At 66.5% G+C, this 10,332-nt stretch carries 10 protein-coding genes; 4 read left to right on the top strand and 6 right to left on the bottom strand.

Annotated elements, in window-relative coordinates:
• The first annotated feature begins 917 nt into the window (after positions 1-917).
• Entirely contained in the window at positions 918-1,538 is a 621-nt protein-coding gene (locus DEA06_RS15815) for a phosphatase PAP2 family protein (RefSeq protein WP_165818054.1), read from the top strand.
• A gap of 89 nt (positions 1,539-1,627) precedes the next feature.
• Here DEA06_RS15815 and DEA06_RS15810 read toward each other — a convergent pair whose 3' ends face one another.
• Positions 1,628-3,514 carry a heavy metal translocating P-type ATPase gene (locus tag DEA06_RS15810; protein WP_116648971.1) on the bottom strand — a complete coding sequence of 629 codons (1,887 nt, stop codon included), beginning with the start codon at positions 3,512-3,514 and terminating at the stop codon, positions 1,628-1,630.
• Between the two features lie 267 nt (positions 3,515-3,781).
• Between DEA06_RS15810 and DEA06_RS15805 the strand changes: the two genes are divergently transcribed.
• The 3 genes from DEA06_RS15805 to DEA06_RS15795 are packed head-to-tail and all read left to right on the top strand — an operon-like array spanning position 3,782 to position 6,586.
• Positions 3,782-5,200: a ferredoxin reductase family protein gene (locus DEA06_RS15805; protein WP_240606993.1), complete on the top strand. Its 1,419-nt coding sequence runs from the start codon at positions 3,782-3,784 to the stop codon at positions 5,198-5,200.
• 10 nt (positions 5,201-5,210) lie between these two features.
• On the top strand, positions 5,211-5,735 hold the full coding sequence (locus DEA06_RS15800; protein WP_116648969.1) for an FMN-binding protein: 525 nt from the start codon (positions 5,211-5,213) through the stop codon (positions 5,733-5,735).
• A gap of 5 nt (positions 5,736-5,740) precedes the next feature.
• A complete protein-coding gene (locus tag DEA06_RS15795; RefSeq protein ID WP_240606992.1) occupies positions 5,741-6,586 on the top strand; it encodes an FAD:protein FMN transferase in 846 nt (281 codons plus the stop codon).
• Positions 6,587-6,593: 7 nt separating this feature from the next.
• Here the strand turns inward: DEA06_RS15795 and DEA06_RS15790 are convergent, their stop codons facing one another.
• The 5 genes from DEA06_RS15790 to DEA06_RS15770 form a co-directional block, all read right to left on the bottom strand.
• A complete protein-coding gene (locus tag DEA06_RS15790; RefSeq protein ID WP_116648968.1) occupies positions 6,594-7,577 on the bottom strand; it encodes a HAMP domain-containing sensor histidine kinase in 984 nt (327 codons plus the stop codon).
• A complete protein-coding gene (locus DEA06_RS15785) occupies positions 7,574-8,248 on the bottom strand; it encodes a response regulator transcription factor (protein WP_240606991.1) in 675 nt (224 codons plus the stop codon). The genes DEA06_RS15790 and DEA06_RS15785 overlap by 4 nt, the downstream gene beginning before the upstream one ends.
• A gap of 86 nt (positions 8,249-8,334) precedes the next feature.
• Positions 8,335-8,496, bottom strand: a complete 162-nt coding sequence (locus DEA06_RS15780) for a hypothetical protein (protein ID WP_240606990.1) — start codon at positions 8,494-8,496, stop codon at positions 8,335-8,337.
• A 45-nt stretch (positions 8,497-8,541) separates the two neighbouring features.
• Positions 8,542-9,807 carry an APC family permease gene (locus DEA06_RS15775; RefSeq protein WP_116648966.1) on the bottom strand — a complete coding sequence of 422 codons (1,266 nt, stop codon included), beginning with the start codon at positions 9,805-9,807 and terminating at the stop codon, positions 8,542-8,544.
• Positions 9,797-10,249, bottom strand: coding sequence for a PadR family transcriptional regulator (locus tag DEA06_RS15770; RefSeq protein WP_240606989.1), 453 nt, complete (start codon positions 10,247-10,249; stop codon positions 9,797-9,799). The genes DEA06_RS15775 and DEA06_RS15770 overlap by 11 nt, the downstream gene beginning before the upstream one ends.
• Positions 10,250-10,332 lie beyond the last annotated feature (83 nt).

The following is a 10,332-nucleotide window of genomic DNA, read 5'->3' as shown; positions in this document are numbered from 1 at the left end:
CTTCCATCCTGGAAGACCTCGACCCTATCCGGCCGACGGCGCGCTAACCCCGACTACACCCTCAACTGCGAAGAGCCTCTTTATCCTCGCCCATCGCACTGTTCCGCACTCCTCTCGCCTCAGATTCGGCGCGGGGCGGAGAGAGCCTGGATCACGTGAAAGCCAGGCGCGGCACGATCGCGCTGAGCCATCAAGTGATCGACCTCGTAACGAAGCACGGACGCCAGCCCTCCGGGGACGTGACGTTCGCGTTGATCGGGGACTTCTTCGACGCTGGGGACGCTACGCCCCAGCCATCGCCCGGTGGGAACGCATCAACGGTAGACCGGCTCCAGCCCCCGCAGTCCTAAACGAGGCCAAGGGGCCGAGACCGGCACCTGTCTTCGTGGAGTGGCTGATGGGGCTTCCGAAGGGTTGGGTCACCCTGCCAGAGATAGCCCTGTCCCATGCTCAGCAATTGACAGCCCTCGGCAATGGGGTGCTGCCCCTTCAGGCGCGTAGCGCGCTACTTGCGCTACTTCGCTACCAGTAAGTCAGCAATGTTGGTATTCGGTCCCGGCGGACATCAGCCGAATGGACACCGTCATAGATGGCTAAGGCACAGTCCACCCGACGGAGCAGCTGTGCACGAAACTCGTCGATAGCGGCAAGCGGCCGGTTCTTGTCACTGGAGGCTGCCTCTAGATCCCGAATGCCCTGGCCGCTCGACTCTGTCCCTGCTCGGCCGAGGGTGAGGGCGTTCGCCGAGGCAGCAGGGGGAACTGTCAGCCACTGACGGTGGTCTTAGAGGATCCTTTGGACGGTTGGGCGAAACTTCGGCGATGCACCCGGAGCCGATCGCCGCATCAAGCTCCCCAGCTCATGTGGTGGTGCGATCATCTCCGAGGAAGGAGATGACGGTCGGGGCGATTTGTCTCGTGGCTGTCGTCGTCGTGGGGGTTGCGGGCACGCTCATTCGGAACGGCACGGGCTTCACTCTTGCGGAGGAGGGTCTGCTCGTTTGGGTCAACGGCTTCCGCAATCCTGTTCTCGATGGTGTTGCTCTCTTCTTTCAGGTCGCCTTCGCTCCCTTGGGTGCGGTGATCATTACGGTGTTCGTTTCCATTGCGACTAAGATTGTCAAGGGCTCGGTGGTGGCAGGCATCAAGGCGAGCGTGCTGATCGGGGCACCCTGCCTTGTTGCATGGCTACTCAAGGTCCTGATTGCGCGACCACGCCCAGATCCCGGACTGCTGGCAGATCCGCTTTTCCACATTGGTGGCGCGACCAGCTTTCCGAGTGGTCACACCGTGTTCGTAGCGGCCCTCGCCCTGTTCGTGGTTGCAGAGGTCGCCCATAAACGACGTGCTGGTGTGGCTTGCATTCCGGCAGTTGCCTTGGCTGTGGTTGTCGGACTCTCAAGGGTCTATCTCGGTGTCCACTATCCGTCTGATGTGCTCGCCTCGCTGGTGGTCGCTCCTGCCGTGTTCGTTCTGAGCTGTGTTTTGTGGAATCTGGTCGGCTCCGCATGGCAGGGCCGGTTCCGTCCGAGTCGATGAGAAGTCCGCCGCTCACGGGCGGTTGCCGGTTCCGGGAGACACTCGGGCACCCTACGCTCAGCGACGGCCAAATCGGACGTGTCTCATCGTCAGGAGACGGTAACGGGCGGCGCCTCAACTTGCTTCACGACGGAAGGGTGGGCCTCTTTGCTGCCGGTTGAGGCACGCAGCGCCCAGAGTATCGAGATGACGTCGACGCCTTCCTGCAGCCAGGCTCCGATGAGCGCGGGCAGTACCCCGAACGCGGCGATGATCATCAGGCTCACGCTGAGGCCGATGCCGACCCAGATGCTCTGCAGGGCGACGTTCACCGTTTCGCGTCCCACGGTGAGGGCCCGTGCGACGCGGGAGATGTCGTCGCGGAGGATGACCACATCCGCGGACTCGCTGGCCGCGGTGGATCCGCGAGCGCCCATGGCGATGCCAACGTCGGCTGCGGCCAGGACGGGCGCGTCGTTGACCCCGTCGCCAACCATGACCACGGGACGTTCGGTGATGGCGGTGACGGCGTTGACTTTGTCGATGGGCAGGCAGTTCGCGCGCACGTCATCGATGTCGAGGCTCGCCGCGACATGCTCGGCGGTGGGGCGATCATCGCCGGTGAGCATCACGATCCGGCGGATTCCCTGGGTACGCAGGCTGTCGACGGTGGCGCGCGCGTTCGAGCGGACTTCATCCCGGAAGACCAGCGAGCCCGCCGAGGCGCCATCGACGGCGACGTAGACGGCCAGTTCGCCGCTGTCCAACGGTGCACCTGGGATCTCCTGTCCCACTGTCGCTGAGATGAACGAGCGCTTGCCGACCACGACGGTGTGCCCGTCGATGTTCGCCGTGACCCCGTTCGCGGTCGACTCTTCGGCGTCCGTCGAGCCTGCGAGTACGAGCCCTCGCCCGGTGGCGGCCTTGATGACGGCGGCGGCCAGGACGTGGGCGGAGAACTGTTCAGCGGATGCCGCGAGCCGCAGTAGCTCGTCGGGTTCGATGGCCCCGGTCGCTAGTACCTCGACCAGGCTCGGCTCGCCCTGGGTGAGGGTGCCGGTCTTGTCGAACGCGAAAGCCTGGGCGCGGTGGAACTTCTCCAGCGTGGCGCTGCTCTTGACGATCGCGCCTTCCCGTGCCGAGCGGCTCATCCCTGCCATGAACGCGACCGGGGCGGCGATGATCAGCGGGCACGGGGTCGCCACGACCAGGACCTCGGCGAAGCGCACCGCATCGCCCGACACCAGCCACGCCATCCCGGCGATCGCGAAGGCCACCGCGGTGAAGGGCAGGGCGATGCGGTCTGCCAGGCGCACCATCGGGGAGGTGCTGGCCGCCGCCGACTCGACCAGGCTGACGATCTGCTGGTACTGGCTGTCCTTGGCTGCTCGGGTGACGTGCAGCACGACAGCGGTCTGGCCGTTGACGCCGCCGGAGAGCACTTCCTGTCCGGCGGATCGCTCGACGGGCAGGCTCTCGCCGGTGAGGGAGGACTCGTCGAACACGCCGAGCTCGCTCACCAGGGTGCCGTCGACAGGAACGACCTCGTTGGCGCGGACCACGACCTGGTCCCCCGGGACGACGGCCTCGATCGGCACATCCTCCGTCGACCCGTCGGCCAGCAGCCGGTGCCCGAGCTGCGGGGCGCGGGAGAGCAGTGCCGTCAGGTCGCGTTTGGCGCGGTTGGCCGCGTAGTCCTCCAGCGCCTCTCCTCCGGTGAGCATCAGCACGATCACGATCGCGGCCCAATACTCACCGACCACCACCGATGCCACGATCGCCGTCACGGCCAGAATGTCGACCCCGAACGTTCCGTGGCGCAGCTCTTGCACCATCGCCCACGCCGACCTGGCGGCCATGAGCACGGCGAAGCCGGCCAGCAGCCACGGGCTGACGGTGCTCCACGGGGTTGCGGTGAGCACCCCGGCGACGGCGGCGACCAGAAGAGTGGCCACCACGAAGGGATAGCGGCGGGCAGCGGAGAACAATCGAAGCATTGTTCCGGTCTACTCGTGATATTCCGCCGTCGCCAGCGAGGGTAGGCACTCCTTATAGGGTTGAACTGTGAGCGCAGAATCCGCTCATGACCAGGGATTATCGTGCGCCCTGTTGACGGCGGCGATGCTATCGCTCTCGTCGGCCTTCCGCCTCTTCCGAGGCTCAAGCTGAACGCCATCTGAGCATTCAGTTGGTGGCATCTCTGAAAGAGCGCCCGCATCAAGTTTCTTGGTCGAGCCTTATAGCCCGCCGCGGAGCATGATGCCGTGTCCACATCTCGTCTCACCGGTTCGCGAGCGCGTTCGTCCGCGTCGCCGACCGGGGCCGCCCGGCGGCGCGCGGAGGTGTGGCACGTCATCGGGGTCTCGGCGATCTGGTTGACCAGCCTCGTGATCGTTGCGCTCTGGGTGTCGGGCGGCGGGATTCAGACCAGCCTGGCGGGCGGCCCGGGTGCACTGACCTCGTTGAGCCGGTTGACCGGGCTGGTGTCGTCCAACCTGCTGCTGTACCAAGTGTTGCTGATGGCCCGGGTGCCCCTGTTCGAGCACGCGTTCGGCCATGATGCCATCACCCGGATGCACCGGCTGACCGGGTTCTGGTCGTTCTGGCTATTCCTCGCCCACATCGTGCTCGTCGTTGTCGGGTACGCAGGAACGGCGGGTATCGATGTCATCCGGCAGGCCTGGGAGTTGATCTGGGACTACCCGGGGATGCTCCTGGCCACTGCCGGCACCCTGCTTCTTGTCGGGGTCGTCATCCTGTCGATTCGACGCGCCAGGCGGAAGATGCGCTATGAGTCCTGGCACCTGCTGCACCTGTACTCCTACCTGGGCGTGGGCCTGGCGCTGCCGCACCAGCTGTGGACCGGAGCCGACTTCCTCGCCTCACCCCTGGCCACCTTCTACTGGTGGACGGTGTGGGCCGTTGCGGCAGGATGCACCCTGATCTACCGGGTGGCACTCCCGCTGGCCCGTTCGGCCCGGTCGCGCATCCGGGTCACGCAGGTGGTCGCGGACGGATCCGACGGGGTGACGGTGGTGATGACCGGCGACCGGCTGAACCGGTTGCGCACCAAGGCCGGTCAGTTCTTCATCTGGCGTTTCCTGGACGGGCCGGGCTGGTCGCGCGGGCATCCCTTCTCGGTCTCCACCCGCCCCTATACCGACCGGCTCACCATCACCGCCAAGATCACCGGGGACGGCACCCAGAGGCTCAGCGAGCTGAAGGCGGGAACCCGGGTGCTCATTGAAGGGCCATACGGTCATCTCACCGGTGACCGGCGACGCGGCACGAAACTGCTCATGCTGGGCGCCGGTGCCGGCGTCGCTCCGCTGGTCTCGCTGCTGCAGGAGCAGCCCTACGCGCCCGGCGCGGCGACCCTGGTCACCCGGGACAGTACCCCCGACGCGGCGGTGATGTCCTGGGCGATCCGCCGCCTCGTCGAGAAACGTGGAGTGCGTCACGTGCCCCTCGACGGGCCACGCAGCCGGGTGAGCTCGCCGTGGATCCCTAAAACATACGAGCAGTGGGCCGGTGCACAGTTGATTCGCCACCTCGCCCCGGACCTGGCGAACTACGACATCTACCTGTGTGGCCCCACCCGGTGGATGGACAGCGTGCGAGCCGACCTCGACCGCCTCCGCGTCCCCGGATCGCGCATCCACTCGGAAGCATTCGACATCTAGGCAGGAACCCGTGAAGAAGATCGTGATCGCACTGTTGGCCACCATCAGCGGGGTGGTGCTCCTATTCAGCTACCGCACATCCACCGAAGCCATCCCGCCGACCTCACTCGCCGCCGGCACCGGCACCGAGCCGTCCACAAGCGCTGGACCCAGAAGCTCCGGGACCACACCCCCCGCCAGCTCCGCACCGGGGGCTGGTCAGAGCACGGCGCAACCGGCGCCGTCCGCCCCGCCACCGGTCGCATCGACGGGGCTCGCGGACGGCAGTTACCAAGGCCCGTCCACCTCGACCCGGTGGGGACCCGTGCAGGTGCAGATCACCGTGGGCGGAGGCAAGGTCACCGACGTTCAAGCCATCGATTACCCCACGGAGAGCGGCCGGGACCAGCAGATCAACAGTTACGCCATTCCCCGACTCGCCAAGGAGGCGCTGGCCGCGCAGAGCGCGAAGATCGACATGGTGTCTGGCGCCACGGTGACCAGCCGCGGATACATCACCTCGCTGCAGGGTGCTCTCGACCAGGCGAAAGGTTGACCCTCGTGGCCGCGCGTGCCACTGCGTTCCATCGGCTGGTGGACGTCGAGCAGATCATGGGTATGCCCATCAGCATCCATACCATCCTCGACGGCCCAGCCACCGCCGATTCTGCGGTTCAGGCCGCCGCACGGCGCTGCTTCGACGACCTTCGGCAGGTTGATCGTGTCTTCTCGCCCTTCGATCCCCGATCCGATGTCCGCCGGATCGCGCGCGGTGAACTACGAGACGCCGACGCGGCGCCGATGCTCGCGGAGGTCAGGGAACTGTGCGATCAAGCGCGGGACGCGACGGGCGGACTGTTCGACGCAGGCTGGAAGGGTTGGTTCGACCCCACCGGCCTGGTCAAGGGCTGGGCGGTCGAGGATGTCGCCCGCCGTCACCTGGAACCGCTCCTGACCGATCCACGAGTGGCGGCCGTCGGGATCAACGCCGGCGGCGACATGCAGCTGTTCACGCACCCGGATTCGTCCTGGATCTGGAACGTCGGCATCACCGACCCCCGCGCTTCAGGAGAAATCATCGCGACGCTTCCCGTGTCGACCGGCGCGATCGCGACGTCCGGTACGGCCGAACGCGGCCCCCACATCATCGACCCCCGCACCGGCCGACCCACCACCGGCATCCTCTCCGCCACGGTGGCGGCGGACAGCCTCACCCGTGCAGACCTGTGGGCGACGACCGCCATGATCGCCGGATTCGACGATCTGAGCTGGTTGGATGGCGCCGGCACATCCACGGGGCTTCTCGTGGCAGCAGATGGACGCACCAGGCGCTGGCTCGGACGCACCGAGATCACGGTCACCGCGCACGATCAAGACTTCCTCACTGGCGTCGTCGGCGGCGCGTGAGTCGCGGCTACCCGGTCGATCGGGCTATCGGGAATACGAGCAGCATCGTCGTGCCCGCTTCAGATGTGTCCTCCACCGACACGCTGCCGCGGTATCGCACTGCGACGTCGCGCACCAAGGCGAGCCCGAGCCCGAAGCTACGATGCGTGCCGTTCTCCCCCGCGTGGGAGAACCGCTCGAATATCCGCTCAGCGCCGATGCCCTGGATGCCCGGCCCGGCGTCGCTGATCCGGATCGTCGCCCGGTCGCCATCTACCCCCTCGGTGAGCACCACCACCGAGCCGGGTGGTGAATGGTGGATCGCGTTGTCCAGGAGCGCGACCACACACCGGATCAGCGTCACCCTCGGTACAGCCACCGCAGTGGAGGCAGCGTTTCGAACCTGGATGCGGACATCGGCCTCGTCTGCCAGAACCTCGAGGGTCGCAGCCGCCGCTCGCACCGCTTCCTCCACCGCCGCCGTCGTCGTGTCCATCGGCGGCTCGGCACCCTCGGCGCCCAGCAGTAGATCGTTCAGCACCTCCGTCATCGACACCGCATCTCGACGCAGCGCCGCAACCACATCATCGACCGGCTGTCCTCGTCCCAGCCGGCGCTCCAGCACCTGCACTCGGCTGCTCAGCACCGTCAGCGGGGTACGCAGCTCATGGCTGGCATCGGCCACGAAGTTGCGCTGCACCCGCAGCGCCTCAGCCAAAGGCGCCACCGCGCGCCGAGCTCCCAGCCAGCCGACCAGACCGATCAGCACGATCCCGATCAGCGCGAGCACGACGATCAGCAGGATGACCCGGCCACTGTCGATCACCCACGCATCGTCCCGTCCTGGCAGTGCCCCCGGATGCTCGGCCTGTTCATGGCGCGAGTTCAGGGTGATCGCCGTAATCAGCACGACAACACCGACAGTCATCAGCACGGCCGCGGTGACACCCACAAAGAGTCCGACCGAGACCGCCGCCCGGCGCACCCGCGCACGATCCGGCCCCATGCTCATGGCCGGTCCCCAAGCCGGTAGCCGTGCGCGCGCACCGTCTCGACCATGTCACGGCTGGTCTTCTTCCGCAGGTAATGCACATAGGTATCGACGGTCCCCGGCGAGTCACCCGCACCGAAGACAGCATGCAGGATCTCCTCCCGCGAGAACACCCGCTCAGGGCTGGTACTGATCAGATCGAGAAGCGCATTCTCCGCCACCGTCAGCAGGATGCGACCCCCGGTCGGCGAGTAGACGGTCTTGTTTTCTGGAGTGTAGATCCACTCGCCCAGATACCGTCGCTTGCCCTCCGCAGTGAACGCACGCCGCAACGCGCGCAGCCGCGCCAGCAGCTCATCGAACTCGAACGGCTTGACCAGATAGTCATTCGCGCCCCCGTCCAGGCCCGACACTTTGTCTTCGAGAGTGCCTAACGCCGTCAGCATCAACACCGGGGTCGTGATGTTAGCCCGACGTATCGCCCGGATCAGCGCAACACCGTCCATCCCCGGCAGCCGCCGATCGACCACGATCACATCGAAATGGCGACGCAGAGCCACCGCAAGACCCGCCTCCGCGCTGACGAAGTGATCGACCTCGTACAGATCGGCCAGCACTTCCGAGAGCATCCCCGCAATGTCCTGGTCGTCCTCAACCAGCAATATGGCTGGTCGGCGCGTCTCCGTCTCCACTTCGCACTCCTCCGACTCACGTTCCCTCATTGTCGCTCACGTCTCCAAGAAATCTCTAAGAAATGCTCCCGCGGCGGCCTCCGCGTCTACCGGGTGCCGGTGGGGGCGGGCGTCGGCTCGGGACTGCTCGCGATCCTCGGCTCGGCGGCCGGCGCGGGCAGATGGAGTCGCTTTAGGAGCAGGGCATTGGCGGCGACGATCACGCTGGAGCCGGACATCGAGATCGCGGCGATCTCGGGGCTGAGCATGATTCCCAGGGATGGGAAGAAAACGCCGGCGGCGGGAGCGGCGGACTATGCCTGGTCCGCGTTCCTTCGCACCCGCAGCCGGATCAACCGGTATCCGATACCGGCAGCGAGGACGATCAGCCCGATGACGATCGAGATGAGGGGCAGGGTGACGACTAGGACCAGGCAGCCGATCGCGCCGAGGATCTGGATGGTCTTGGGGTAGCGGCGTTGCTCCTTGGTCTGGGTGAACGCGGAGATGTTGGCGATGAAGTAGTAGAGCAGCACCCCGAAGGAGGAGAACCCGATCGCCCCGCGGAGGTCGGTCGTCAGGACCAGGATGCTGACGACGACCGCGAGGGCGATCTCCGCGTGGTGCGGGACCTTGTACTTCGGGTGCACCGCAGCCAGCCAGGCGGGCAGGTCACGGTTGCGGGCCATCGCCAGAGTGGTCCGCCCGACACCGGCGACAAGGGCCAGCAGCGCGCCGAGTGCTGCGGCGGCCGCACCCACTCGGACGATCGGGGCCGCCCACCCTGCGTTCGCGGTGGTGGCCACGTCGACCAGGGGCGCGGTCGAGGTGGCCAGCTTCTCTGGCCCGACGACCAGCAGCACGGTCACGGCGATGAGGGCGTAGACGACTAGAACGATGACCAGGGCGGTGATGATCGCTCGCGGGATGGTTCGCTGCGGGTTCTTGACCTCCTCGCCCATCGTCGCGATCCGGGCGTAGCCGGCAAACGCGAAGAACAACAGACCCGCCGACTGAAGAATCCCGTAGGGCCCATCGGCGAACAGGTCCTCGCCGAGGTCGTTTCCGGCCGGGTTGCCTGCCGAGAGGCCGACGACAACGACGAGGGCGAGCACCAGCAGCACGACGGCGACGATGATCCGGGTCAGTCCCGCGGTGCGGGTGACCCCGAAGTAGTTGACCGCTGCCAGGGCCAGGATCGCCGCGACGGCGACCGGTTTCTCCCATCCGGCCGGGGCGGCATAGGCGGCGAATGTGAGGGCCATGGCCGCGCAGCTCGCGGTCTTGCCGATCACGAAGCTCCACCCGGCCAGAAACCCCGGCCATTCGCCGAGCCGTTCCCGGCCGTAGACGTAGGTACCGCCCGAGGTCGGATATTGCGCCGCGAGTTGCGCGGACGCCGTCGCATTGCAATAGGCGACGATCGCAGCGACCGCCAGACCGACCAGCAATCCGGCACCCGCAGCAGCAGCGGCCGGCGCGAAAGAGGCGAAGATGCCCGCACCGATCATCGAACCCAAACCGATCACCACCGCGTCGGTGGTGCCGAGCTTGCGAGCCAGGGCGGGGCTAGCGGTCATGGTCGCCCTCCGTTCGGGTGTCGGGCTCGTTCGGAAGCACTTCGGCGGCGAGCTCACGCACCGCACGACGACCTTCGGCGAGAGCCTCGACGCCGGCCGGAGTCGCCCGGTAGACGCGCAGGACCCGGCCGTCGACCGTTTCCTTCGTGGAGACGAGCAGGCCGTCCGCTTCCATCCGATGCAGCGTCGGATACAGAGTCCCGGCGGAGATGTCGTAGCCGTGGTTGGACAGCTCCGCGCTCATCCACGCACCATGAATCGGCTCTTCGGCCGCGTGGTGCAGGATGTGCAGGAACACCGCCCCCCGAAACAACTCCCTCATCAGTCCTCCACCCCAAATCGTAGCCCGATATCGGATATCGATAACGGCGGCGGAAATGACGTGTGGGTGAACGGATCGGGCCAGCTCCGGCGTGCAGTCCCCAGCGTGCGACCAGCTCATCTAGGGATTCGTGGGGTGCGCACTTCTTCGTGCTTTCTTAGCCGGTTCTTGGCGGCTTCCTGTCACAGTGGGCGCGCACGCTC

It is taken from the genome of Microbacterium sp. Gd 4-13 (genome assembly GCF_003095395.1).
Classification (GTDB): Bacteria; Actinomycetota; Actinomycetes; order Actinomycetales; family Microbacteriaceae; genus Microbacterium.
Note: the sequence above shows the minus strand (reverse complement) of the source record. Positions and strands in the feature narration are given on the sequence as shown.

Excerpts from the sequence above, each read along its gene's own strand:
- DEA06_RS15810 (WP_116648971.1), bottom strand. The coding sequence starts at position 3,514 with ATGCTTCGATTGTTCTCCGCTGCCCGCCGCTATCCCTTCGTGGTGGCC.
- DEA06_RS15790 (WP_116648968.1), bottom strand. The coding sequence starts at position 7,577 with ATGAGCATGGGGCCGGATCGTGCGCGGGTGCGCCGGGCGGCGGTCTCG.
- DEA06_RS15780 (WP_240606990.1), bottom strand. The coding sequence starts at position 8,496 with ATGCTCAGCCCCGAGATCGCCGCGATCTCGATGTCCGGCTCCAGCGTG.
- DEA06_RS15775 (WP_116648966.1), bottom strand. The coding sequence starts at position 9,807 with ATGACCGCTAGCCCCGCCCTGGCTCGCAAGCTCGGCACCACCGACGCG.
- DEA06_RS15770 (WP_240606989.1), bottom strand. The coding sequence starts at position 10,249 with ATGAGCTGGTCGCACGCTGGGGACTGCACGCCGGAGCTGGCCCGATCC.